Below are 23,532 nucleotides of genomic sequence, written 5' to 3'. Positions count from 1 at the left end.
CACCCACCCCACCGCCCACGCACCCGCGAACTCGGTACGTCATGACGAGCTCGGTACGTCCAGGTACCGAGCTCGTGACGAGGTACCGAGCTCGTGACGAGGTGCCGAGCGCGTCACGAGGTGCCGAGCTCGCGGCACGGCGCAGCGCGCCGGGACCCCGCAGCGCCCGATCCGGATCGTGGAACACACCCTGTCCGGATCGTGAACCCGTCTACCATCGTCCCGCCGGGGCCCGCCGTCGCGCTCGCGGTCCCCCCGAACCGACCCCACCAACGGAGCAACCGTGGGCCTCATCGTGCAGAAGTACGGCGGCTCGTCCGTCGCGGACGCCGCGAGCATCAAGCGCGTCGCGAAGCGGATCGCCGAGGCGAAGCGTGCCGGGGACGACGTCGTCGTCGTGGTGTCGGCGATGGGGGACACCACCGACGAGCTCATCGAGCTCGCCAACCAGATCACCCCGCTGCCGCCGTCGCGCGAGATGGACATCCTGCTCACCGCGGGCGAGCGCATCTCGATGTCCCTGCTGGCCATGGCGATCGCGAACCTGGGCGTCGAGGCGCAGTCGTTCACCGGGCAGCAGGCGGGCGTCCTCACCGACGACGTGCACGGCCGGGCGCGCATCATCGACGTCCGGGCCAGCCGGATCCGGCAGGCGCTCGACGGCGGCGCGGTGGCGATCGTCGCCGGGTTCCAGGGCGTCAACGAGCAGACCAACGACGTGACGACGCTCGGCCGGGGCGGGTCGGACACGACCGCGGTCGCCCTCGCCGCCGCACTGCGTGCCGACGTCTGCGAGATCTACACCGACGTGGACGGGGTCTTCTCGGCCGATCCCCGCATCGTGCCGTCCGCCCGCAAGCTCGACCGCATCACCTACGAGGAGATGCTCGACATGGCCGCCAGCGGGGCCAAGGTGCTCATGCTGCGCTGCGTCGAGTACGCCCGCCGGAACCAGGTCCCCATCCACGTGCGCTCGTCCTTCTCGGGGCACGTGGGCACCCTCGTCACCGACGAGGTCGTCGAAGGAGAGAGCATGGAGCAGCCGATCATCTCCGGCGTCGCGCACGACCGGAGCGAGGCGAAGGTCACCGTCGTCGGCGTCCCGGACGTGCCCGGCACGGCCGCGCAGATCTTCGAGGTCGTCGCCGCGGCGGACGTCAACATCGACATGATCGTCCAGAACGTGTCGGCCGCGAAGACCGGGCTGACCGACATCTCCTTCACCCTGCCGGCCGCCGACGGCCAGAAGGCGACCGCGGCGCTCGCGGTGGCCCAGGACCGGATCGGGTTCGAGTCGGTGCAGTACGACGACACGATCGGCAAGCTGTCGCTCATCGGGGCCGGCATGAAGTCGCACCCGGGCGTCTCCGCCAAGCTCTTCGGCGCCCTGCGCGACGCCGGTATCAACATCGAGATGATCTCCACCTCGGAGATCCGGGTCTCGGTCATCACGCGCTCGGACCAGCTGGACGACGCGGTGCGCGCCGTCCACACGGCGTTCGGGCTCGACTCCTCCGAGGGCGAGGCCGTGGTCTACGGCGGGACGGGGCGCTGACATGGCACAGGGACTGAACGTCGCCGTCGTCGGCGCGACCGGGCAGGTGGGCCGCGTCATGCGGCAGCTGCTCGAGGAGCGCGACTTCCCGGTCGCGAGCATCCGGTTCTTCGCGTCCGCGCGCTCCGCCGGCACGACGCTGCCGTGGAAGGGCGAGGACGTCGTCGTCGAGGACATCGCGTCCACGGACCTCGAGGGCATCGACGTCGCGCTCTTCTCCGCGGGCGGGGGCCCGTCCCGCGAGCACGCCCCGCGGTTCGCCGCGGCGGGCGCGCTCGTCGTGGACAACTCCTCCGCGTGGCGCAAGGACCCCGAGGTGCCGCTCGTGGTCAGCGAGGTCAACCCGCACGCGATCTCCGGCGCGGTCAAGGGCATCATCGCCAACCCGAACTGCACCACCATGGCCGCCATGCCGGTGCTCAAGCCCCTGCACGAGGAGGCCGGCCTGCGCCGGCTCGTCGTCGCCACGTACCAGGCGGTCTCCGGCAGCGGCGTCGCGGGCGTGGCGGAGCTCGAGGGCCAGGTGCGCAGCGTCGTCGAGGGCGACGTCGCCGGCCTCGCGCGGGACGGCCGCGCGGTCGAGTTCCCGGAGCCGGGCGTCTACCAGCGGCCCATCGCGTTCAACGTCGTCCCGCTCGCGGGCGCCCTCGTCGACGACGGCTCGCTGGAGACGGACGAGGAGCAGAAGCTCCGCAACGAGAGCCGCAAGATCCTCGAGATCCCGGACCTCCTCGTGGCCGGCACGTGCGTGCGCGTGCCGGTGTTCAGCGGGCACTCGCTGTCCGTGCACGCCGAGTTCGAGCGGCCCCTGTCGGTCGAGCGCGCCACCGAGCTGCTCGGCATCGCCCCCGGCGTGGAGCTCACCGACATCCCGACGCCGCTGCAGGCGGCCGGGGCGGACCCGAGCTACGTGGGCCGCATCCGCCAGGACCAGAGCGTCCCCGAGGGCCGCGGGATCGTGCTGTTCATCAGCAACGACAACCTGCGCAAGGGCGCGGCGCTCAACGCGGTGCAGATCGCCGAGGTCGTGGCCGCCCAGCGGCTCGCCGAGGCCTGAGCCCCGCCCGCCGGCGGCGTGCCCGCAGGGGTGCGCCGCGGTCGGTCCGCGCCGGTGGAGCGGCCCCGCCTGCACCCGTTCGTGTGAGGGCGACGGCGGGACCAACTGATTCAGCATCGGACTTCCTGCGGCTGCGTTCCCCCGGCTCCTACGCTCGATCTGACCCGAGCGAAGGGGTAGGAGCATGTCCGTATCTCTGATGTCGCGCAGCTGTCGATCTTCGTCGGACGCCGCCGGACGCACCCGCCTCCGGGCCGGGGTGGGGCTGGGCACCGCGGCCGTCGTGCTCCTCGCCGGCTGCGGCGGTGGGGGCGGCGGGGACGGCGGGGGCGGCGACGAGCCCGAGGCCGGTGGCGCGGTCTCCTTCGAGGAGGCGGAGCAGGCCACCATCCAGATCCAGGCGGTGGGGACCTTCGAGGAGCCCGGGGAGGGCTCGTTCGAGGCGGCCGGCCGCGGGTCCGGCTTCATCATCGACCCCAGCGGCCTGGCCGTGACCAACAACCACGTCGTCGTCGGCGCGGGCACGCTCGAGGTCTGGCTCATGGGCGAGACCCACAGCGCCAAGATCCTCGGCTCCTCGGAGTGCCTGGACCTCGCGGTCATCGACCTCGAGGGCGATGGGTTCCCCTACATGGAGTGGTACGAGGGGGAGGTGACGAGCGCCCAGGAGGTGTGGGCCGTCGGCTTCCCGCTCGGTGACCCGGAGTTCACGATCACGGCCGGGATCGTCTCCAAGACGGATACTCCCGGTGACATGCAGTGGGCGTCGCTGGACCACACCATCGAGCACGACGCGCGGATCCGGCCAGGCAACTCCGGCGGCCCGCTCATCGCGGAGGACGGCCGCGTCGTCGGCGTCAACTACGCGGGCGACGACGAGAACGACATCAACCTCGCGATCGCCGAGGAGGAGGTCCTCCAGGTGCTCGACGACCTCCAGGCCGGCACGGACGTGCTGAGCCTGGGGATCAACGGGCAGGCGTGGGTCGGTGAGGACGGGTCCTCCGGGATCTTCGTCGCGTCGGTCGCCTCCGGCTCGTCCGCGGACAAGGCCGGGATCGCGCCCGGGGACCTCGTGACGAAGATGGAGGGCGTCACGCTCGCCACCGACGGCACCATGTCGGACTACTGCCAGGTGCTGCGCACCCACGGCTCGGACGACACCCTCGCGGTCGAGGTCTACCGGCCGAGCGAGGACGTCTTCTACGTCGGTCAGGTCAACGGGGAGCCGCTCGTGGCGGAGTCCGTGCCCACCCTCCCGGGCGGCGGCGAGGACGGCGGCTCCGAGCCGCCCGCCCAGCCGGCCGACTTCGTCACCGTGACGGACGACACCGGGCAGGTGACGGTCGACGTGCCCTCCTCGTGGGGCCAGGTGGACGGGGCCAGCTACGAGGACGAGAACGGCAACGTCATCCTCGACGTGACGGCGAGCCCGGACATCCAGGCGTTCCAGGAGACCTGGGACGTGTCGGGTGTCTCGATCTCGGCGTCCAGCGAGGCGCTCGCGAGCTGGTCGGTCGAGGGTCTCCTCGACACGCTGGCGGAGACGGCCGCAGGGGCCTGCACCCCGGCCCCCGAGGGCCGGCAGCCCTACAGCGACGGCCTGTACACGGGCTCGTTCGAGGCGTGGGGCGAGTGCGGCGGCGTCGGCACGACGTACGTCGTCATCGCAGCCCAGGCCGACGACGGCTCGCACCTGGTCTGGGTGCGGCTGCAGCTGGTGGCCGGCGAGGAGGGCGTGCTCGAGACGGTGGTGAGCACCTTCCAGGCCGCCTTCTGAGCGCACCCGCTCGCTGACCTCGGGGCCGGTCCCACGGGCCGGCCCCGAGGCGCGTCCGGGGGTGGCCGCCGCGCACGCCGCGTGGGAGGGTCGCCCCGACGGTACGAGCAGAGGCGTCGACGACGACGCGCAGGAGGGGCGGGCATGCGGGTCGACGGGGTGGCGGCGGTCGTGACGGGCGGGGCGTCGGGGCTGGGGGCCGCGACGGCGGCGCTCCTGGCCGGGCGGGGGGCGGCGGTGCACGTCCTGGACCTGCCGGCGAGCATCGAGCGGTGCGACCGGGTCGAGGGCGTGACGTACGTGCCCGCGGACGTCACCGACCCCGACGGCGTCCGCGCCGCCGTCGGCCGGGTGCCGGACGACCGCCCGCTGCGGGTCCTGGTCAGCTGTGCGGGCATCGCGCCCGGGGCGCGGGTCCTGGGGAAGGCCGGGCCGCACGACCCCGCGCTCTTCGCGCGCGTGGTCGCGGTCAACCTGGTGGGCACGTTCACCGTCATGACGGTGGTCGCCGAGCGCATGGCGGCGACGGAGCCGGACGAGAACGGCCAGCGGGGCGTGGTCGTCAACACCGCGTCGGTCGCGGCCTTCGACGGCCAGGTCGGCCAGGCCGCGTACGCGGCGTCCAAGGGCGGTGTCGCGGCGCTCACCCTGCCGGCCGCCCGCGACCTCGCCCAGCACGGGATCCGCGTCATGACCATCGCCCCCGGCATCGTGGACACCCCGATGATGGCGGGCGTCACCGAGGAGTTCCGCGAGCGGCTGCTCGACACCGTGCCCTTCCCGCGGCGCTTCGGCCTGCCGGAGGAGTATGCGCAGCTGGCGCTGGCCGTCGTCGAGCACGACTACCTCAACGGCGAGACGATCCGGATGGACGGCGCGCTGCGGATGCCGCCCCTCTGACGACGGCGGGCGGGGACGACCGTTCTTCGAGCAGGTCAGCGCGCGAACCAGGCCTCCGGCCGCTCGCCCCGCCGCGCCGCTGAGACGTACGCGACCGTGCGCGCGATGCGGGGGCCCGACGACGCGTTGAGGGGCTCGGGCAGCGCGTCCAGCGCGAACCAGCCCACGGCGGTCGACTCGTCGTCGGCGACGTGCGCCTCGCCGCCGGTCGGCCGGCACCAGAAGCACAGGTCGAGGTACTGCGCCCGGTCCCCGTTGGGGTAGAGGACCGGCTCGCCGACGGACACGGCGGTCAGCGCCAGCACCTCGACCTCCACGCCGGTCTCCTCCAGCGCCTCGCGCGCGACCGCCGGCGCCGGCTCCTCGCCCGGCTCGAGGATGCCGCTCACGACGGCCCACCGGCCGTTGTCAGCGCGGCGGCCGAGGAGGACGCGGTCCTCGTCGTCGAGGACGACCGCGGACACGCCGGTCAGCCACAGCAGGTCCGGGCCGACCCGCTCGCGCAGGCGCAGGACGAAGTCAGGGACGGGCACGGGCCGACGGTAGCGCGCGCCCCACGACGACGACGGCGTCCTCGCCGCGGACGGTCCGGGGCGTCAGGCCGTGCGTGCGGAGGACGCGGTGCACCGCGTCCCGCTGCGCGTCGCTCGTCTCGGTGAGCACGTGGCCGCCGGGGCGGAGCCAGTCGCGGGCCCCGGCGGCGACCCGGCGCAGCACGTCGAGCCCGTCCGGCCCGCCGTCGAGGGCGGTCCGCGGCTCGTGGTCCCGCGCCTCGGCCGGCAGGAGCCCGACGGCGTCGCTGGGGACGTACGGCACGTTGGCGAGCAGGAGGTCGACGCGGCCGCGCAGCGACGTGGGCAGGGCGGCGAGGAGGTCCCCCTCGTGGACCTCCCCGCCCACCGGGGCGAGGTTCGCGCGGGCGCAGGCGACGGCCACCGGGTCGAGGTCGGCGGCGTGCAGCTCGACGTCGTGCGCGACGGCGACGGCCAGCCCCAGCGCGCCGCTCCCGCAGCACAGGTCGCCGACGACGGCGCGCCCCTCCCGCGTCCGCTGCGCGAGCAGGCGCCGCGCCTCGAGCACCAGGACCTCCGTGCGCCGTCGCGGCACGAACACCCCTGGCCCGACCGCGACGCGCACGCCGAGGAGCTCCGCCCACCCGAGGACGTGCTCGAGCGGCTCGCCCGCGGCGCGGCGGCGGACCAGGTCCTCCAGGGCGTCGTCGTCGGCGGCCTGGCGCAGCAGGAGGGCGGCCTCCTCCTCGGCGAAGACGCAACCAGCCGCCCGCAGGCGTGCCGCGACCTCCGCCGCGTCCGCCCGCCCGGCACCGTCCGTCCGCACCGGCCCATCCTCGCGCACCGGCTGCCGGGCGGCTCTCGAGGTCGCGACCGACCGCCGGGGTCACCAGGTCGCGACGACGACCTCGCGCAGGGTCGGGATGACCCACTCGCCGTAGGAGCGGAGGGTCTCCTCCTTGTTGTCGTGCTGGAGGTAGCCGGCGAACTGCGTCACGCCGAGCTCCCGGAGCGCCTCCATCCGCTGGATGTGCTCGTGGTGGGTGCCCAGCACGCAGAACCGCTCGACGATCTCGTCCGGCACGAACGCGGCGTGCGTGTTCCCCGCCTGACCGTGCTGGTTGTAGTCGTAGCTCTCCCGCGCGGCCACGTAGTCGGTGAGCGCCTGCGGCACCGTCCCGTCGGCGCCGTACCGCTTGACGATCTCCGCGACGTGGTTGCCGACCATGCCGCCGAACCAGCGGCACTGCTCGCGCATGTGCCGGCGTTCCACGGGCGAGTCGCCGTCGCCGACGTACATCGGCGCGGCGACGCAGAACGCGATCGTCGACGGGTCCCGGCCTGCCTTCTCCGCGGAGTCCCGGACTGCCTTGATCATCCACGCGGCGATGTCCGGGTCCGCGAGCTGGAGGATGAAGCCGTCCCCCACCTCGCCGGCGAGCTGCAGCGCCCGCGGGCCGTACGCGGCGACCCACACGTCCAGCCGGGACCCGTGGCTCCACGGGAGGCGGACCGTCCGCCCGCCGACGTCCACCGGGCGCTCGTTGGCGAGCTCCCGGATCACGTGGACCGCGTCCCGCAGCGTCGCCAGGTCGCTGGGGCGTCCGCCGAGCGTCCGCACGGCGGAGTCGCCCCGCCCGATCCCGCAGATCGTCCGGTTGCCGTACATCTCGTTGAGCGTCGCGAACAGCGAGCCGATGACCGTCCAGTCCCGGGTGGCCGGGTTGGTCACCATGGGCCCGACGACGACGCGGCGCGTCGCCGCGAGGATGGCCGAGTAGATGACGAACGGCTCCTGCCACAGCAGGTGGGAGTCGAACGTCCAGACGTGGCTGAAGCCGTGCTGCTCCGCCTGCCGCGCGAGCTCGACGGTGCGCGACGCAGGCGGGTTGGTCTGCAGGACCACGCCGAAGTCCATCGGACCTCCTCAGGTCAGGTACTGCGAGAGCTCGCGCCGCACGTACCGCCCGTGGCCCGCCCGCCCGAGGAACTGGCCGTCGTCCACGACGACCTCCCCGCGGGAGAGCACCGTGTCGACGTGGCCGTCGATCTCGAAGCCCTCCCAGGCCGAGTGGTCCATGTTCATGTGGTGGGTCCTGCCGACCCCGATGCTCGTGTGGCCGCGGGGGTCGTAGACGACGACGTCGCCGTCCGCGCCCGGGGCTATGACGCCCTTGCGGCCGTACATGCCGAACATCCTCGCCGGGGTGGTGCAGCAGATCTCCACCCACCGCTCGAGGGTCAGCTGCCCGGTCACCACGCCCTGGTAGAGCAGGTCGAGGCGGTGCTCCACCCCGCCGATCCCGTTCGGGATCTTGGAGAAGTCGCCGAGGCCCAGCTCCTTCTGCCCCTTCATGCAGAACGGGCAGTGGTCCGTGGAGACCATCTGCAGGTCGTTGGTGCGCAGGCCCTGCCACATGTGGTCCTGATGGCCCTCCGCGCGCGAGCGCAGCGGCGTGGAGCACACCCACTTCGCGCCCTCGAATCCCGGGGCCCCCAGCTGCTCCTCGAGCGAGAGGTACAGGTACTGCGGGCACGTCTCGCCGAACACGTTCCGGCCGCGGTCCCGCGCCGCCGCGAGCTGCTCGACGGCCTGCTTGGCGCTGACGTGCACGACGTACAGCGGTGCACCGGTGAGGTCCGCGAGCATGATCGCCCGGTGGGTGGCCTCCTCCTCCATCTGCCACGCCCGTGCGATCCCGTGGAAGTAGGGGTCCGTCTTGCCGGCGGCCAGCAGCTGCTCGACCAGGACGTCGATCGCGGGTCCGTTCTCCGCGTGCATCATGGTCAGCAGTCCGATGTCGGCGGCCTTCTGCATCGCGCGGAGGATCTGCGCGTCGTCGCTGTAGAAGACGCCGGGGTAGGCCATGAAGAGCTTGTAGCTGCTGACGCCCTCGTCCAGGAGGGAGTCCATGGCCGCGAGGGAGTCGACGTCCACGCCGCCGATGATCTGGTGGAACCCGTAGTCGATCGCGCAGTTGCCGGCGGCCTTGGCGTGCCACGCCTCCAGCCCGTCCTGCACGCGCTCCCCGGCGCGCTGGACGGCGAAGTCGACGATCGTCGTCGTGCCGCCCCACGCGGCCGCACGCGTGCCGGTCTCGAAGGTGTCCGACGCCGCGGTGCCCCCGAACGGCAGCTCCATGTGCGTGTGGGCGTCGATCCCGCCGGGGATGACGTACCGGTCCGTCGCGTCGATGACGCGGTCGACGTTCGCAGCCACGTCGAAGCCGAGCAGGGTGGAACCCGGGGCGAGCACGGCGGCGATGGTCTCCCCGTCGATGAGGACGTCGGCGGCGTGCCGACCGGTCGCGTTGACGACCGTGCCGCCCCGGATGAGTGTCTTCACGTCGGCTCCTCTGTGCGTCGACGGGCGGAGGACCGGTGGCTCACGGGGCGGTGATCGGTCCGTAGGCGTCCGGGCGCCGGTCTCGGTAGAACTGCCAGCGCTCGCGGACGGCGCGGATCTGGTCCAGGTCCACCTCGCGCACGATCACCCCGGCCTCGGTGGAGCTGGCGACGTCGCCGACGTGGTTCCCGTCGGGCCCGACGACGTACGAGGAGCCGTAGAACGCGACGGCGTCCTCCCCGTACTCGTTGGTCTCGGCGCCGACGCGGTTGTTCGTCGCCACGAAGTACCCGTTGGCGATGGCCGCGGCCGGCTGCTCGATCTCCCACAGCTTGGTGGAGATGCCGGGTGCGCTGGCGTTCGGGTTGAAGACGATCTCGGCGCCGTGGAGCCCGAGGACCCGCCAGCCCTCGGGGAAGTGCCTGTCGTAGCAGATGTTGACGCCCACCTTGCCGACAGCGGTGTCGAACACCGGGTACCCCAGGTTGCCGGGCCGGAAGTAGAACTTCTCCCAGAACTTCGGCAGGTGGGGCAGGTGGTGCTTGCGGTACTTGCCCAGGTACGACCCGTCGGCGTCGACCACCGCAGCCGTGTTGTAGAGGATCCCGGGGGCCTCCTCCTCGTACACGGGCAGCACCATGACGATGCCGAGCTCCTTCGCGAGGGAGGCGAGGCGGTCGACGGTCGGTCCCGGCACCGACTCGGCGTAGGCGTAGTACTTCGGGTCCTGCGTGATCCCGAAGTACGGGCCGTAGAAGAGCTCCTGGAACCCGATGATCTGCGCACCCTCGGCGGCGGCCTGGCGCGCGTAGCCCTCGTGGAGGGCGATCATCGACTCCTTGTCGCCCGTCCAGGGCGTCTGGGTCAGTGCCACCTGTACGACGCTCATGCAGTCCTCCGGACCCCGTGCGACCGCGAGGACCCGGGACCGGGATGGCCACGGGCGTCCTCGCCCGACGTGCCGCCTGCCGGATCGGACCTGGTGACCGGCGTGCTGGCGTCAATGTAGGGCCTGGACCGGTCGCTCCGGAACCCCCCGGGGCGCTGACGAGAGGTCTTCGGAAGTGTGGGTGCGACGAAGGCCCCCGACCGCGTGTCCGCTGGTCAGGGGCCTTCTTCACCGTCGGGGTGGCGGGATTCGAACCCACGACCTCTTCGTCCCGAACGAAGCGCGCTACCAAGCTGCGCCACACCCCGGTGGAACCCGAGAAGGATAGCCCAGCCCGGGCGTCCCCACGTAATCGCGTCCGAGCGGCCGTGCCGGACCCTCAGCGCTCGACCAGCGTCAGGAGCGTGGCCTCCGGCCGGCACGCGAACCGCACCGGCGCGTACGGCGACGTCCCGAGCCCCGCGGACACGTGCAGCCAGGTCGAGCCGCCGCCCCGCGGCTCGTCCGGGCGGGCACCCGGCCAGCCGTGCAGCCCCTTGGCGCGGCGGGTGTCCAGGTCGCTGTTGGTCGTCAGCGCCCCCCACCCCGGCACGCAGAGCTGCCCGCCGTGGGTGTGGCCGGCCAGCACCAGGTCGTTGCCGTCGGCGTGCATCGCGTCGAGCGTCCGCCGGTACGGGGCGTGGGTGACCCCGAGCCGCAGGTCGGGGCCGTCGTGGGCGTCCGGCCCGTCGGGGAACACGTCGCGGTTCAGGTGCGGGTCGTCCACGCCCACGAGCGCCAGGTCCCGGCCGTCCGCGGTGACGACGTCACGCCGGTTGGTCAGGTCCCGCCAGCCGGCGTCGCGCAGAGCGGCTGCCAGCTCCGCTGCGGGCAGCTGGCGGGGGGGCGTCCGCAGGGACCGGGCGTCGTCGTAGAGGTAGCGCGCCGGGTTCTTGGGCACCGGGGCGTAGTAGTCGTTCGACCCCATGACGAAGGCACCGGGGATGCCGAGGAACGGGTCGAGGGCCTCGAGCAGGGTCGGCAGCACCTCGGGGTGCGCCATGTTGTCGCCCGTGTCGACGACGAGGTCCGGCTCCAGCTCCGCGAGGCCGCGCACCCAGGCGACCTTGTCCCGCTGGGAGGGGGTGAGGTGCAGGTCGGACAGGTGCAGCACCCGCAGCGGTCGCTGCCCCCGGGGCAGGACGGGGACCGTGACGCGGCGCAGCGTGTACTGGCGCGCCTCGACGGTCGCGTAGGCCAGGCCTGCCACGCCGGCCAGGGCGAGCCCGGCGAGGACGGTGCGAGGGGTCACGGTCAGCCCCCGTTGCCGTTCCCGTTGCCCTGGCCTTGACCCTGCCCCTGGCCGGGCGGCGGCTCGGCCGGCGGTGCCGGTGCCGGTGCCGGTGCCGGCGCGGGTGCCGGGACCGCGCTCCGGCCGCTCGACACGTGGATCGTGACCGGGCTGCCCACCGTGGACCGGCCGCCCCCGGCGGGGTCGGTGTAGGCGACGGTGCCGGCCGGGTAGGGGGAGTCGACCGGCGTCTCGCTGACCCGAGCGGTGAACCCCGCGGCGGCCAGCGCGTCGACGGCCCGCTGCACGGACCGGCCGGCGACGTTCGGCACGGTGACCTGCTCGCCGAACAGGAGCCGGCTGTTCGGCTCGGGGAAGCCCTGGACCGGCATCCCCTCGTGCGCCCGGGTCATGTAGCGGTCCCACGTGGGGGCCGAGATGCTGCTGCCGAAGACGGCACGGTAGTAGCGCCCGTTGATCTCGATGCGCTGCTGCGGGACGTTGCCACGCGGGTTGCCCAGCCAGACCGCGCTGGACATCTGGGGCGTGTAGCCCGCGAACCACGTGTGCCAGTTCTCGTTCGTCGTCCCCGTCTTGCCCGCGGACGGGCGGCCGGAGAGCTGGGCGCCCTCGCCGGAGCCGTTGGTCATGACCTCCTGGAGGGCGTAGGTCACGGTCGCCGCGACCCCGGGGTCGATCGCCTGACGGCAGTTGGCCGACGGCACCGGCAGCTCGTTGCCGTCCCGGTCGGTGACCCGGGTGATCGCGATCGGCTCGCAGTACACGCCGCCGGCGGCGAAGGTCGCGAAGGAGGCGGCCATCGTCATCGGCGAGGTCTCCTGCGCCCCGAGGACCATCGAGGGCACGGGGAGCAGCTCGCCGCCCATGGCGGTGTGGAACCCGACGGCCTCGGCGGTGTCGGCCATCGCGCAGAGGTCGAGCTGCGTGACCATGTTCATGTACGCCGTGTTGATCGAGTTGGCCGTGGCCTGGAGCACGCTCATGCGCCCGCGGCCCTGACCGTCGAAGTTCGTCGGCCGGTAGCCCGGGTCGATGTACAGGTTCGGGTCGCAGCTCGCGGTGAAGTCGTCGCTGTCGTACTCGCGCAGCTCGCCGTCGACCACCTGGTTGAGGCTCTTGCCCTGCCGCAGCCACTCGGCGAGGACGAACGGCTTGAACGTCGATCCCGGCTGGAAGCCGCGCGAGCTGCCGAAGGCGAAGTCGGCGTTGTAGTTGACGGCCGTCTCGCCCGCGACCGGCTCGGTCGTCTCCCGCGGGTTGTACACGCGATTCTGGGCCATCGCGAGGATCTTCCCGGTGCCGGGCTCGATGGTGGAGATCGCGTGACCCAGCCCGCTCGGGTCGGTCACCGGGACGGCGGCCCGCACCTCCTCGTCCGCGATCGCCTGCAGCCGCAGGTCGAGGGTCGTGTAGACGTCCAGACCGCCGCGCAGCAGCAGCTCCCGTCGCTCCTCCTGGGTCTCACCGAACTCCGGGGACTGGGCGATCACCTTGGTGACGTAGTCGCAGAAGTAGGCAGCGCCCCCTGCGACGACGCAGCCGTTGCCCGGGTCGGAGACCGCCAGGGTGTCGACCAGCGGGGTCGCGACACCGGCGTCGTACTCCTCCTGGGTGATGACCTCCTGCTGGAGCATCGTCAGCAGCACGGTGTTCCGGCGCGTCTGCGCCCTCTCCGGCTGCGTCACCGGGTCGTTCGCGCTCGGCGCCTGCGTGATGCCGGCGATCGTCGCGGCCTGCAGGTAGGTGAGGTCCTTGGCGGAGACGGAGAAGTAGTAGCGGGCGGCCGACTCCACGCCGTAGACGGAGGGCCCGAACTGGGCGATGTTGAGGTAGCCCTCGAGGATCTGCTCCTTCGACATCCGCTTCTCCAGCGCGATGGCGAGCTTGGCCTCCTCGAGCTTGCGCGCGACCCCGGCCGTGCCGCTGGACACCATGGCGTCCTGCACGGCCTGCATGTCCCCGCGCGAGTACGCCGCGTCGATGAGGACGTTCTTGACGTACTGCTGCGTGAGGGTCGAGCCGCCCTCGGTGTCCTCGGAGAAGAGGTTGGTGCGGAGCGCACGCCCCATGCCCTCGACGTCGACGCCCGCGTGCTCGTAGAAGCGCCGGTCCTCGACCGCGATGACGGCCGCCTGCATGACCGGCGCGATCTCGGCCAGCGGGACCACGATCCGGTTCTGCCAGAAGAAGGTGGCGAGCAGGCTGCCGTCCGCAGCCCAGATGCGCGACTGCTGCGAGAGCCGCTGCGGCTCCAGGTCCGTCGGCAGCTCCTCGAACAGCTCGACCGAGGAGTCCGTGATCGCGCTCGTGGTCGCCACGGCCGGCATGACCAGCCCCGCCGCGAGGACCCCGCCGACGCCGGCGGTCAGGAGGAACGCGAGCAGGAGCGCGGCCGCCTGGAAGACGTTGACCCTCCTGCCTCGGCGGACCGGGCCGGCGGTCCCGGACGGGCCGGACGAGCCGGGTCCCGCGGGGCGCGCGGAAGAGGACGGAGCGGTCGGCACCATGAGCGACAGGGTACGGGAGGGTCCTGGTCCCGGCCCGGGCGACGTGTGGAGCCTTCGTGAGGATCGGCCGCAGCGACCGCCTCGGAGCCGCCGTCGGCCCCCGGAATACCACGTCCTCGGAGGGCGCATGGTGCGAAAGTCCCTGTCACAGCCCTGCAGCCCTTCCTACGGTGGTCGGATGGGGCACACTGCGCACCTCCTCGAGCAGGACTGGACCGCCTACGGGCGGTGCAGCGGCGAGCAGCCGGACACGCTCTTCGTCTCCGGCGCGGCCCAGAGACAGGCGCGGATCCTGTGCGCCGAGTGCCCCGTGCGGGTCGACTGCCTCGTCGACGCGCTCGACCACCGCGTCCCGTTCGGCGTGTGGGGCGGCATGACGGAGCGGGAGCGCCGCGCCCTGCTGCGCACCCGCCCGGACGTCGAGTCCTGGCGCGAGGTGGTCGAGAGCGAGCCGGACCTCGTGGCCCCGCTGGTGCGACGCGGACGCGCCGTCCGCCGGCTCGCCGCGGCCCCGTCGGCGGACGACGCCCCGGCGACCGGGGAGCAGGCCCCCGGCTAGGCTCCACGCATGGCCACCACGTGGGAGTACGCGACCATCCCGTTGATCATCCATGCCACGAAGCAGATCCTCGACCAGTGGGGAGCCGACGGCTGGGAGCTCGTCCAGGTCGTGACCGGCCCCGACGGCAACGGCCTCGTGGCCTACCTCAAGCGCCCGACCGGCGAGCGCTGACGTGACGGACGGCGAAGCCGCCGCGACGGGCACCGTCGCGGCCCGCCTCCGTGAGCTCGGCCTGACCCTGCCGCCCGTCGCCGCGCCGGTCGCCGCCTACGTGCCCGCCGTCCGGTCGGGGAGCCTGGTGTGGACGTCCGGCCAGCTCCCGTTCGTGGACGGCGCGCTCGCGGCGACCGGCCTGGTCGGTGACGGGCCCGACGACGTCTCGCCCGAGCTGGCCAAGGGTCTGGCCCGCGCCGCGGCGCTCAACGCGCTCGCTGCCGTGGCGGACGTGACCGGGGACCTCGACGCGGTCGTCCGGGTCGTCAAGGTGGTGGGCTTCGTGGCCAGTGCGCCCGGCTTCACCGGCCAGCCGCAGGTCGTCAACGGTGCCAGCGAGCTGCTCGGCGAGGTCCTCGGTGCCGCGGGCGTGCACGCGCGCAGCGCCGTCGGGGTCGCCGCGCTCCCGCTGGGCTCGCCGGTGGAGGTCGAGCTCGTCGTCGAGGTGCGCTGAGCGACGGCTCAGCGCGCGCGGCGCTCGAGCCGCTCGAGGTCGAGCAGGACGAGCGCACGGCCCTCGCGGCGGACCCAGCGCCGGGCGGTGAAGTCCGCGAGCGCCTTGTTGACGGTCTCCCGGGACGCGCCGACGAGCTGTGCGAGCTCCTCCTGCGTCAGGTCGTGGGCGACCTTGACGCCGTCGTCGGTCCGCTCGCCGAAGCGGCGCGCCAGGTCCAGCAGCGCCTTGGCCACGCGGCCCGGGACGTCGGAGAACACCAGGTCCGCCAGCGCCTCGTTGGTGCGCCGCAGCCGCCGGGCCAGGGCCTCGAGCAGGTGCTTGGCGACCGGGGGGTAGCGCTCGAGCCAGGCGATCAGCTCGTCGTGGCCCAGCTCGTACAGCGCGGTCTCGGACACGGCCGACGCGGTCGCGGTGCGCGGGCCGGGGTCGAACAGGGAGAGCTCGCCGAACATCTCCCCGGGGCCGAGCACGGCCAGGAGGTTCTCGCGCCCGTCGTTGGACCGGCGGCCGAGCTTCACCTTGCCCGAGCCGATGACGTAGAGCCGGTCGCCCGGGTCGCCCTCGTGGAAGGCGGCCTGCCCCCGGGAGAGGCGCACGAGGCGCATCGATCCCAGCAGGGCCTGCGCCGCCTCGGGCTCGATGCCCGCGAACAGCGGTGCGGAGAGCACCACGTCGTCGTCCACGCGTTCCGTCCTCGGTTCGTCGGCTGCTGCGTCACCGCCGGTCAGGACCGGCGCACCCCCGCGCCCATCCTGCCCCACCCGGCGCACGTCAGCGAGCGTCCCCCGCGCGGTTCGCGCCCCGCGGCGCGGCGGCCTGCTCGGTCAGCAGCTCCTGCGTCGTCTCCTCGATGGCGCCGTCGAGCTGGTCGGCGTAGCGCGACAGCATCCGGTCCAGCCGGCGCAGCCGCGTCAGGAGGTCGACGACGTCCACGTCCTCGGCGACCCGGACGGCCTCCGACAGCTCGTGGGTGCGCGGCAGGAGGACGGCGGCGTCGGGCAGGACCTCCCACGTGAACGAGCCGAGGTGCTCGGGCGGGGCGAGGCCGGCGACCGCGAGGTCGAGCCGGGCGCGCAGGAGGCGGCGCCAGTGGGCGAGCTGGGCCCGCTCGGCGCGGAGCGCGCGGCGGGCGGCGCGGGGGTCGACCGCCGGACCGACGGGTCCTGCGCCCTGGGCCTGGGCCAGCGCCATCGTTCCTCCGCGGATCTCGGGGGCCCGGTGCAGACCCTGTCCTGAGGAGCAGATCGACCCGTGACCTGCGCGGCTTGAGCGGCAGGCACGATCTTCACTCCTTCGGTGCAGGGCTCTCACCCGTCCGCTGCGCCGTCGGGGGGATGGGACCGGTCACGGTGCCGGCGGCCGCCCTCGGGAGCGGTGTCGGCGCCCGGCCGTACGCTGCCGAGGTGCCCGCCAGCGCGACCGGTGACGACCGGCCCTCCTCCCTCGCCCTGACGCGTCGCGCGCGCCGCGTCGACCGTCTGCTCGCCCAGCGGTACCCCGACGCCGGGTGCGAGCTGGACTTCACGACGCCGTTCGAGCTGCTCGTGGCCACGGTGCTCTCGGCGCAGACGACGGACGTGCGCGTGAACCAGGTGACACCCGCGCTCTTCGCCCGTCACCCCGACGCCCCCGCGCTGGCCGGCGCGGACCGCACGGAGCTCGAGGAGCTGATCCGGCCCACGGGGTTCTTCCGGGCCAAGGCGCAGTCGCTCCTGGGCCTGGCGCAGGCGCTGGTGGAGCGACACGGTGGCGAGGTGCCGGCCCGGATGGAGGACCTGGTGCTCCTGCCGGGAGTGGGTCGCAAGACGGCGAACGTCGTGCTGGGCAACGCCTTCGGCGTCCCCGGCCTGCCGGTCGACACGCATGTGGGGCGGGTGGCCCGACGGCTCGGCCTGACGGCCGAGGAGGACCCGGTGGCGGTCGAGCACGCCCTCGGCGCCCTCCTGCCACGGTCCACGTGGGTCATGGCGTCGCACCGGCTGATCGTCCACGGGCGGCGCACCTGCCACGCGCGCCGTCCCGCCTGCGGCGCGTGCCCGCTGGCGCCCCTCTGCCCGTCGTTCGGCACCGGGGAGACGGATCCCGAGGCGGCGGCCCGGCTGGTCAAGCCCGGCCCGACGGGGCCGGAGCCGACGGTGCAGGCGACGGGGCCGGTGGGCTGACGCGCCGTCGCCCGGGCGGTCGGCCCGGGGCGGCCACCCTCAGTCGGGCAGGCCGCCCAGCCAGGCCACGAGCGCGTCCGTCGTCTCCTCCGGCGCCTCCTCGTGCAGGAAGTGCCCGGCGCCGGCGACGGCGCGGAACGTGTGCGGGTTGCCGACGGCCGTGCGTGCCGCCGCGAGCGGGATGCAGCGGTCCGCGGTCCCGTGGAGCTGGAGCACGGGGACGTCGACCGGCCGCCGCACGGCCGCCAGGTAGCGCTGGCCGTCGACCCGGGGCGTCGAGCGCACCAGCCACCGCACGGTCTCCATCGCGCTGTGGGCGGCGAACGGGACGCGGGCCGCGTCGCGGTACCGCGCGGCGACGTCGTCGGGCGGCCATCCCGGCGCCCCCCACTCGCGCAGCAGGCGCGTGACGAGGTCACCGCGGGTGAGCCGGTGCTCCGGGAACCACGGGAGCTGGGCGAACGCGATGCGCCGGGCCGTGGTGCGGGTCAGCAGGTGCCGTGCCACGGCGGCCGTGTGCAGGGCGGCCGGGTGCGGCGTCGACAGGACCCCGACCGCCCGCGTGACCGTGGGCTGCAGCGCCGGCATGGACCAGGCCACCGTCCCACCCACCCCGTGCCCGACGACGACCGCGCGCTGGGCGCCCAGCGAGCGGACGACGCCGGCGACGTCGCGCGCGAGCGTCGGGACGTCGTAGCCCTGTGGCGGCTTGTCCGAGGCCCCGGTGCCGCGCAGGTCCATGGCCACGGCCCGGTAGCCGGCGGCGGCGAGCGCGGGCAGCTGGTGCCGCCAGGCCCACCAGGTCTGGGGGATCCCGTGGAGCAGGACGACCAGGGGGGCCGGGCTCGCGGCGGTGTCCGGGGTGGTCGTCGCGACGTGGAAGCGCGCGCCGTTGGCGGAGACGAACTGGTGCCGCCAGGGGCCGTCGACGAGCACGGCGGACGAGTCGGTCACCGGCCGAACCTACCGTGCCGTCGAGGCCTCCGGCGTCGCGTTGGCGACGTGCCAGCGTCCCCGGAGGGTGAGCAGGACGGCACCGAGGACGGCTGCCGTGGCGGACCCGATGAGGATGGCCGCCCGCGCCACCTCGGCACCGTCCCCGCCCGCGAACGCGAGCTCGCTGATGAGCAGTGACACGGTGAAGCCGATGCCCGCCACGAACCCCGCGGCCACGATGTCGAGCCACCTCAGCCCGCTGCCGAGCGGCGTCCGGGTCAGCCGGGACACGAGCAGGGTCGCGAGCACGATGCCGATCGGCTTGCCCAGCACCAGGCCCAGCACGACCCCCTGCGCCACCGGGCTGCCGGCCGCCGTCGCGAGGGACGCGGGGTCGAGGGCGACACCGGCGGCGAAGAAGGCGAACACGGGCACCGCGAGCCCGGCGCTGATCGGACGCCAGCGGTGCTCCCAGTGCTCGGCGAGGCTGAGCTCCTCCGCGGGCCGGTCGGAGGTCGCCGGCCGCGCCAGGGCGGGCACCGTGAACCCGAGGAGCACGCCGGCGATCGTGGCGTGGATGCCGGACTCGTGCATGAGCACCCAGGCCACGACGGCCAGCGGCAGGAGCAGCCACGGTGCCGTGACGCGGCGCTGCACGAGGACGGCGAAGAGCGCGATCGTCGCCAGCGAGGCGACGAGCCAGGTGACCGAGATGGAGTCGCTGTAGAAGACGGCGATGACGATGATCGCCAGGAGGTCGTCGACGACGGCCAGCGTGAGCAGGAACGCGCGCAGCGCCGTGGGCAGGCCCCGGCCGAAGATCGCGAGCACCGCGACGGCGAAGGCGATGTCGGTCGCCGTCGGGATCGCCCAGCCCTGGGGCGCCCCGTCGCTGGAGGCGAGGTTGACCGCCGTGTAGATCAGGGCGGGGACCGCCATGCCGCCGATGGCCCCGACGATGGGCAGGGCCGCGGTCGCCGGGCGCCGCAGCTCCCCGTCGACGATCTCGCGCTTGAGCTCCAGGCCGACGACGAAGAAGAAGATCGCGAGCAGGCCGTCCTTGGCCCACGTGGCGGCGGTGAGGTCCAGGTGGAAGCCGAGCAGGTCTGCCGGCCCGAGCACCGTGTCCCGCAGCGCGGCGTAGCCGTCGGCGGCGCCGGAGTTGGCCCAGACCAGCGCCACGACGGCGGCGAGGAGGAGCAGGACCCCACCGGTGGTCTCGTTGCGGAGGGTGTCCGTGAAGTTGCGCAGGCCGCCGGGCGTCAGGGTGCGGAACAGCCCTCCCGACGACGCCGTGTCGGTGAGGTCGCCGGACGACGGCGACGCGCCGGCAGGGCCGGGCACGCGGTCGTCGGGCACGTCGTTCGGCTTCACGGGACCTCCGGGGTGGTGCGGCAGGGGTGCCGACCGGCCTTCCCGGCGCTCCGGGCGCCGGTCGTGGGCCAGGCGGTGGCGTCGGCGGGTCAGGTCCCGGCGGGCCCCGCCGTGACGGGTGGGACGCCGTCGTCCGCGTCCTCCGCCTGGGCAGCGTCCACGGTGCGACGGGGCTGCGGGTCGAAGCGGTACCCCACGTTGCGCACGGTGCCGATGAGCTGCTCGTGCTCCGGACCGAGCTTGGCGCGCAGGCGGCGCACGTGGACGTCGACGGTGCGGGTGCCGCCGAAGTAGTCGTAGCCCCACACCTCCTGGAGCAGCTGGGCGCGGGTGAACACCCGCCCGGGGTGCTGGGCGAGGTACTTGAGGAGCTCGAACTCCTTGTAGGTGAGGTCGAGCGGGCGCCCCCGCAGGCGTGCCGTGTACCCGCCGGCGTCGATCGTGAGGTCGCCGCTGGAGATCTCCTCCACGGCGTCCGCGCCACCCGTGGCGCCGCTGCGCTCGATCGCCATGCGGAGGCGCGCCTCGACCTCCGCGGGGGAGGCGTCGACGAGGAGGAAGTCCGTCGCGCCCCACTCGCCGGTGACGACGGTGAGACCGCCCTCGGTGAGCACCAGCACGAGCGGCACGGTGAGGCCGGTGGCGCGCAGGAGCCGGCACGTCGAGCGGGCGGCCGCGAGGTCGCGCCGGGCGTCGAGCAGCAGGACGTCCGCGTCGGGCGCGTCGAGGAGGGCCGAGGGCTCCACGGGGAGCACGCGCACCCGGTGCCCGAGCAGGCCGAGGGCCGGGAGCACCTGGGCGGAGCCCCCGGCGCTGGGTGTGAGCAGCAAGAGATCCGCCACCGGCAATGCCTCCTGGGAACGGCTGGCCCTCACGCTAGCGCGCCCGCCCCGGCGGTGGGTCCTCCGCCCACCGCGGCGGGTACCCGCCCATCTGACACACTCTCGTGCGTGCCAGCCCGTCCCGCCCCCGCCGCGCCCGCCCGTCCGGAGGCCGTCGGCTGATGGACGTGTCGACCCGGGCCGTCCTCACCGCGGCCATCGCGGCCGGCGTGGCCGCCGCGGCGTTCGTGGGCCAGCTGCCGCTCGTGGTGGTCGCGGGCCTGCTCACCGTCCTCCTGGCGCTCGGCTGGCCGGTCCTGCTGGACCTGCCCAACCCGCTCGGCTCGGGCGTCGTCATCGCTCTCGTCGGCCTGGGCTCCGTGCTCGCCGTCACCGTGAGCACCGGCGCGACGCTCCTCTGGCTCGTGCCCACCGTGGTCGCGCTGGGCGTCCTGCTCGCCTTCGTCGCGGAGCTGCTGCGCCAGGACGGTCGGCTGCGGCTCGTGGAGTCGGTGACCGGCACCGTGACGGGCCTGCTCGTGGTGTCGGCCGCGTCCGGATGGGTCGCGGCCCTGCGGGCGCCGGGCGACACGGCCCTGGTCATCACGGGCGCGGCCGCGCTCGCCGTGTCCGCCGCCGTCTCCGCGGTGCACCTCGGCGTCCGGACCGGTGCGCTCGTCACCACCGCCGCAGGCGTGATCACCGGCGCCGCCGTCGGCAGCGTCATGCCCGGTCTCTCGATCCTGCCGGGGCTGGCGCTCGGCTTCGCCACGGGCCTGCTCGTTGCGGCGCTGCACGTGCTGCTCGCCGGCGTCGGCACGCTGTGCCGGTTCCTCGCGGCGGTCGCGGCCGTCGTCCTGCCGGTCCTGCTCGGCGGGATCCTCGTCTACGTCGTCGGCCGGGTCCTCGTCGGCTGACCGGCCCGGGTCAGGACAGGCGCCCGCTCAGTAGACGAGCGCCTGCGCCCCGGGCAGCAGCGCCTCCTCCACGAACGTCGCCGCACCCGCCACGCGCACGCCCGGCAGGACGTCGTCGGCCGTGATGCCCCGCCGGAGCGCGCACTGCGTGCAGACCGTCACCCGGCCGCCCTCGAGCACGACCTCCAGGAGGTCCGCGGCGGGCGTCGCGTGCTCGAGGTCCAGCTCCCCGGCCCGGCCGGGCAGCGCCAGCCACGCCGCCTCGCCGGTGAGCCACAGGCTCACGTCCGCGCCGGCCGCGACGGCGGCCGCGCTCACGGTGAGCGCCTGGTTGCACGCCTCCGGGCGGTCCGCCCCCGAGGTGGTCTTGACGACGAGCGAGCGCGGCGCGCCGGGCTGAGAGGCGGGAGGAGCGGTCGGCATGGCCGCACTGTACGCACCGTAGAATCGCCGCATGGAGGCCCTGGAGATCTTCTTCATCGGACTGCTCGTCGTCGCCTCGGCGGCGATCGGCTGGTTCTCGGTGTACGTCGTCTACAAGCTCTACAAGGGGCAGCGCTGAGTGTTCACGCTGCCCGAGGGGCTCGCCCCTGAGGTCTACCCGCTGGCCTGGCTCGTGGGTCGCTGGCGCGGCTCCGGGACGATCGCGTACCCGAGCATCCCGGAGACGGCCGTCGAGCAGGAGGTCCTCGTCGACCACGACGGCGGGCCGTACCTGCGGTGGACCGTGACCACGTGGATCGTGACCGGCGACGACGGCGACCGGCGCGTGTGGGCCACCGAGACGGGCTACTGGCGCGTGCCGCCCGAGCGTCCCGCCGGCCTGGCGGAGGACCGGCACCCGGTCGAGCTCCTCCTCTCGGACCCCGCGGGGCACCTGACGCTCTACGCGGGCGTCACGGGCAACGGCCGGATCGACCTGGCGAGCGACCTCATCGCCCGCACCCCCGACGCCGCGGAGGTCGGCGCCGCCACCCGCCTGCTCGGCCTCGTCCACGGCGAGCTCATGTGGACCTGGGACATCGCCGCGTTCGGCGAGCCCCTGCAGTCGTACGCCTCGGCACGACTCTCCCGCGTGCAGGACTGAGCGGGTCCCCCCGACGGAAGGCGGTGCCGTGACGGCTCCGGACAGCCAGACGACCACCCCCGCCGCCGACGACGCCCCGGCGCCGCCCCCGAGCCCCCTGCTCGGCCGCCGCGGTGCGGTCGCGGCGAGCGGCGCCGACGCCGGCGTGCCCTGGCACTACGGCGACCCGACCGCCGAGCAGCGCGCCCTCGCCCACGGCGGCGCCGTCGTCGACCAGTCGCACCTCGGCGTGGTGACCGTGACCGGCCCGGACCGGCTGGCCTGGCTGCACAGCATCACGTCCCAGCAGCTCACGGACCTGCCGCCGCGGACGTCGACCGAGACGCTGGTGCTCAGCCCGCACGGGCACGTGGAGCACGCGGCCGCCGTCGTCGACGACGGGACCACCACGTGGCTCCTCACCGAGACGGCCCCCGCCCTGGCGGCGTGGCTGGACCGGATGCGCTTCATGATGCGCGTGGAGGTCGCGGACGTCACCGCGCAGTGGGCCGCGATCGGCGAGCCGGTCGACGCCGAGGGCGCCGAGGGCGAGCCGGTGACGTGGCGCGACCCGTGGCCGCGGGTCCTGCCGGGCGGGACCCGCTACGGCGCTCCCGACGACGAGCACCCGGGTGCGGACCGCGCCTGGCGGCTCGTGCTCGTGCCGCGCGCCGGGCTCGCGGACGCGGTGGCCGCGCGTGAGGCGGCCGGCTGGCGGCTCGCCGGCACGTGGGCGACGGAGGCGCTGCGCGTGGAGGCGTGGCGGCCGCGGTTCGCCCACGAGGTCGACCACAAGACCATCCCGCACGAGCTGGACTGGCTGCGGACGGCCGTCCACCTGCACAAGGGGTGCTACCGCGGGCAGGAGACCGTCGCGCGCGTGCACAACCTGGGCCGGCCGCCGCGGCGCCTCGTCATGCTGCACCTCGACGGCTCGGGGCACCTGCTGCCCGAGGTCGGGGCGGAGGTGTCCCTCGCGGGCCGCGCGATCGGGACGGTGACGAGCGTCGCCCGGCACCACGAGCTGGGCCCGGTCGCGCTCGCCGTGGTCAAGCGCAGCGCCGACCCGGACGCGGAGGTCCTCGTCGCGTGCGACGGCGGCGACGTCGCCGCGGCGCAGGAGCCGGTCGTGCCCGGCGAGGGGGTGTCCGCCGACCGCCCCGCACCGCGCGGGGAGGTCGCCCGCG

At 74.2% G+C, this 23,532-nt stretch carries 24 protein-coding genes and 1 tRNA gene; 11 read left to right on the top strand and 14 right to left on the bottom strand.

The features are described 5' to 3' along the window. Nucleotides 1-283 precede the first annotated feature (283 nt). The 4 genes from N866_RS07430 (at nucleotide 284) to N866_RS07415 (ending at nucleotide 5,292) form a co-directional block, all read left to right on the top strand. Entirely contained in the window at nucleotides 284-1,555 is a 1,272-nt protein-coding gene (locus N866_RS07430; RefSeq protein ID WP_034224837.1) for an aspartate kinase, read from the top strand. Between the two features lies 1 nt (nucleotide 1,556). Further along, nucleotides 1,557-2,612: an aspartate-semialdehyde dehydrogenase gene (locus N866_RS07425; RefSeq protein WP_034224835.1), complete on the top strand. Its 1,056-nt coding sequence runs from the start codon at nucleotides 1,557-1,559 to the stop codon at nucleotides 2,610-2,612. A gap of 184 nt (nucleotides 2,613-2,796) precedes the next feature. Further along, nucleotides 2,797-4,392, top strand: a complete 1,596-nt coding sequence (locus N866_RS07420) for a S1C family serine protease (RefSeq protein ID WP_155855249.1) — start codon at nucleotides 2,797-2,799, stop codon at nucleotides 4,390-4,392. A 144-nt stretch (nucleotides 4,393-4,536) separates the two neighbouring features. Then, nucleotides 4,537-5,292, top strand: coding sequence for an SDR family NAD(P)-dependent oxidoreductase (locus tag N866_RS07415; protein ID WP_034224833.1), 756 nt, complete (start codon nucleotides 4,537-4,539; stop codon nucleotides 5,290-5,292). Between the two features lie 35 nt (nucleotides 5,293-5,327). Here N866_RS07415 and N866_RS07410 read toward each other — a convergent pair whose 3' ends face one another. From N866_RS07410 to N866_RS07375, 8 genes are all read right to left on the bottom strand, one after another. After that, nucleotides 5,328-5,825: an NUDIX hydrolase gene (locus N866_RS07410; protein WP_034224830.1), complete on the bottom strand. Its 498-nt coding sequence runs from the start codon at nucleotides 5,823-5,825 to the stop codon at nucleotides 5,328-5,330. Next, nucleotides 5,812-6,630: a putative protein N(5)-glutamine methyltransferase gene (locus N866_RS07405; protein ID WP_034224828.1), complete on the bottom strand. Its 819-nt coding sequence runs from the start codon at nucleotides 6,628-6,630 to the stop codon at nucleotides 5,812-5,814. Before N866_RS07405 ends, N866_RS07410 begins: the two co-directional genes overlap by 14 nt. Before the next feature lie 60 nt (nucleotides 6,631-6,690). Then, the gene (locus tag N866_RS07400; RefSeq protein ID WP_034224826.1) at nucleotides 6,691-7,722 is read right to left on the bottom strand and encodes a TIGR03842 family LLM class F420-dependent oxidoreductase; all 1,032 of its coding nucleotides are present in this window, start codon (nucleotides 7,720-7,722) and stop codon (nucleotides 6,691-6,693) included. Nucleotides 7,723-7,731: 9 nt separating this feature from the next. Beyond that, nucleotides 7,732-9,150, bottom strand: a complete 1,419-nt coding sequence (gene hydA / locus N866_RS07395) for a dihydropyrimidinase (protein ID WP_034224824.1) — start codon at nucleotides 9,148-9,150, stop codon at nucleotides 7,732-7,734. 40 nt (nucleotides 9,151-9,190) lie between these two features. Further along, entirely contained in the window at nucleotides 9,191-10,039 is an 849-nt protein-coding gene (locus N866_RS07390; RefSeq protein ID WP_034224822.1) for a nitrilase-related carbon-nitrogen hydrolase, read from the bottom strand. A gap of 234 nt (nucleotides 10,040-10,273) precedes the next feature. Then, nucleotides 10,274-10,347: transfer RNA gene (locus N866_RS07385), tRNA-Pro, on the bottom strand. Nucleotides 10,348-10,418: 71 nt separating this feature from the next. After that, a complete protein-coding gene (locus N866_RS07380; protein WP_052022536.1) occupies nucleotides 10,419-11,330 on the bottom strand; it encodes a metallophosphoesterase in 912 nt (303 codons plus the stop codon). A gap of 2 nt (nucleotides 11,331-11,332) precedes the next feature. Further along, nucleotides 11,333-13,837, bottom strand: a complete 2,505-nt coding sequence (locus N866_RS07375; RefSeq protein ID WP_081802429.1) for a transglycosylase domain-containing protein — start codon at nucleotides 13,835-13,837, stop codon at nucleotides 11,333-11,335. 178 nt (nucleotides 13,838-14,015) lie between these two features. Between N866_RS07375 and N866_RS07370 the strand changes: the two genes are divergently transcribed. The 3 genes from N866_RS07370 to N866_RS07365 are packed head-to-tail and all read left to right on the top strand — an operon-like array spanning nucleotide 14,016 to nucleotide 15,066. Next, the gene (locus tag N866_RS07370; protein ID WP_081802428.1) at nucleotides 14,016-14,396 is read left to right on the top strand and encodes a WhiB family transcriptional regulator; all 381 of its coding nucleotides are present in this window, start codon (nucleotides 14,016-14,018) and stop codon (nucleotides 14,394-14,396) included. 9 nt (nucleotides 14,397-14,405) lie between these two features. Next, nucleotides 14,406-14,570, top strand: coding sequence for a Sp36 family protein (gene sp36, locus N866_RS20850; RefSeq protein ID WP_155855248.1), 165 nt, complete (start codon nucleotides 14,406-14,408; stop codon nucleotides 14,568-14,570). Nucleotide 14,571: 1 nt separating this feature from the next. Next, complete coding sequence (locus N866_RS07365; RefSeq protein WP_034224820.1) at nucleotides 14,572-15,066, top strand: RidA family protein; 495 nt, start codon at nucleotides 14,572-14,574, stop codon at nucleotides 15,064-15,066. An 8-nt stretch (nucleotides 15,067-15,074) separates the two neighbouring features. Here the strand turns inward: N866_RS07365 and N866_RS07360 are convergent, their stop codons facing one another. Together N866_RS07360 and N866_RS07355 are read right to left on the bottom strand one after the other, a co-directional pair. Next, a complete protein-coding gene (locus N866_RS07360) occupies nucleotides 15,075-15,752 on the bottom strand; it encodes a Crp/Fnr family transcriptional regulator (protein WP_034224818.1) in 678 nt (225 codons plus the stop codon). A gap of 88 nt (nucleotides 15,753-15,840) precedes the next feature. Next, nucleotides 15,841-16,260: a hypothetical protein gene (locus tag N866_RS07355; RefSeq protein WP_052022534.1), complete on the bottom strand. Its 420-nt coding sequence runs from the start codon at nucleotides 16,258-16,260 to the stop codon at nucleotides 15,841-15,843. A 212-nt stretch (nucleotides 16,261-16,472) separates the two neighbouring features. Between N866_RS07355 and nth the strand changes: the two genes are divergently transcribed. Beyond that, nucleotides 16,473-17,231, top strand: a complete 759-nt coding sequence (nth, locus tag N866_RS07350) for an endonuclease III (protein ID WP_052022542.1) — start codon at nucleotides 16,473-16,475, stop codon at nucleotides 17,229-17,231. Between the two features lie 39 nt (nucleotides 17,232-17,270). Here nth and N866_RS07345 read toward each other — a convergent pair whose 3' ends face one another. The 3 genes from N866_RS07345 to N866_RS07335 all read right to left on the bottom strand — a co-directional run bounded on the left by N866_RS07345 (nucleotide 17,271) and on the right by N866_RS07335 (nucleotide 20,383). Further along, nucleotides 17,271-18,185, bottom strand: a complete 915-nt coding sequence (locus tag N866_RS07345) for an alpha/beta fold hydrolase (protein ID WP_034224816.1) — start codon at nucleotides 18,183-18,185, stop codon at nucleotides 17,271-17,273. Nucleotides 18,186-18,194: 9 nt separating this feature from the next. Beyond that, complete coding sequence (gene nhaA, locus N866_RS07340) at nucleotides 18,195-19,541, bottom strand: Na+/H+ antiporter NhaA (protein WP_245612421.1); 1,347 nt, start codon at nucleotides 19,539-19,541, stop codon at nucleotides 18,195-18,197. 89 nt (nucleotides 19,542-19,630) lie between these two features. Beyond that, nucleotides 19,631-20,383, bottom strand: a complete 753-nt coding sequence (locus tag N866_RS07335; protein WP_034224814.1) for a response regulator transcription factor — start codon at nucleotides 20,381-20,383, stop codon at nucleotides 19,631-19,633. Between the two features lie 161 nt (nucleotides 20,384-20,544). On the opposite strand from N866_RS07335, the gene N866_RS07330 reads away from it, so the two are divergent. Beyond that, entirely contained in the window at nucleotides 20,545-21,279 is a 735-nt protein-coding gene (locus tag N866_RS07330) for a hypothetical protein (protein ID WP_034224811.1), read from the top strand. Between the two features lie 27 nt (nucleotides 21,280-21,306). Here N866_RS07330 and N866_RS07325 read toward each other — a convergent pair whose 3' ends face one another. Then, on the bottom strand, nucleotides 21,307-21,702 hold the full coding sequence (locus tag N866_RS07325) for a DsrE family protein (protein ID WP_034224841.1): 396 nt from the start codon (nucleotides 21,700-21,702) through the stop codon (nucleotides 21,307-21,309). A gap of 139 nt (nucleotides 21,703-21,841) precedes the next feature. Here N866_RS07325 and N866_RS07320 point away from each other — a divergent pair, with 139 nt between their 5' ends. Both N866_RS07320 and ygfZ read left to right on the top strand, forming a co-directional pair. Further along, entirely contained in the window at nucleotides 21,842-22,366 is a 525-nt protein-coding gene (locus tag N866_RS07320; protein WP_034224808.1) for a heme-binding beta-barrel domain-containing protein, read from the top strand. 28 nt (nucleotides 22,367-22,394) lie between these two features. Continuing rightward, a partial coding sequence (gene ygfZ, locus N866_RS07315) for a CAF17-like 4Fe-4S cluster assembly/insertion protein YgfZ (protein ID WP_081802426.1) occupies nucleotides 22,395-23,532 on the top strand: 1,138 nt, incomplete at its 3' end.

This window comes from Actinotalea ferrariae CF5-4 (assembly GCF_000603945.1).
Lineage (GTDB): Bacteria > Actinomycetota > Actinomycetes > Actinomycetales > Cellulomonadaceae > Actinotalea > Actinotalea ferrariae.
The sequence above is the reverse complement of the archived record's forward strand: the minus strand, read 5'-3'. Positions and strand labels throughout refer to the sequence as shown.